This window comes from Pseudoalteromonas sp. SIMBA_162, assembly GCF_046535955.1.
GTDB lineage: Bacteria > Pseudomonadota > Gammaproteobacteria > Enterobacterales > Alteromonadaceae > Pseudoalteromonas > Pseudoalteromonas marina.
Genome location: NZ_JAWJBQ010000519.1, coordinates 1 through 266, shown reverse-complemented (window position 1 = coordinate 266; position 266 = coordinate 1). Strand labels below are relative to the sequence as shown.

Here is a 266-nt window from a genome sequence, read left to right as displayed (position 1 = left end):
ACGTCACTCGGCGGCCTCGCCACGCAGCGCCTCTCCCAGGGAGGCGCCGCATGAGCCTACGCGTGATCTCTCGCATCCTCGGTATCCTGCTGATGCTGTTCAGCCTGACGCTGGTGCCGCCGATGCTGATCTCGAGGGTCTTCGAGGACGACACTCTGAGCGCCTTCGCCGTGGCGATGGGCATCACCCTGCTGACCGGTTTCGCACTCTTCTACCCCAATCGGCACGCCCGCAAGGAGCTGCGCAACCGCGATGGCTTCCTGATC

General features: G+C 65.0%; 1 pseudogene. It reads left to right on the top strand.

Annotated elements, in window-relative coordinates:
- Positions 1–50 precede the first annotated feature (50 nt).
- A pseudogene (locus R0J88_RS20750) lies at positions 51–266 on the top strand (potassium transporter); the annotation flags it as partial.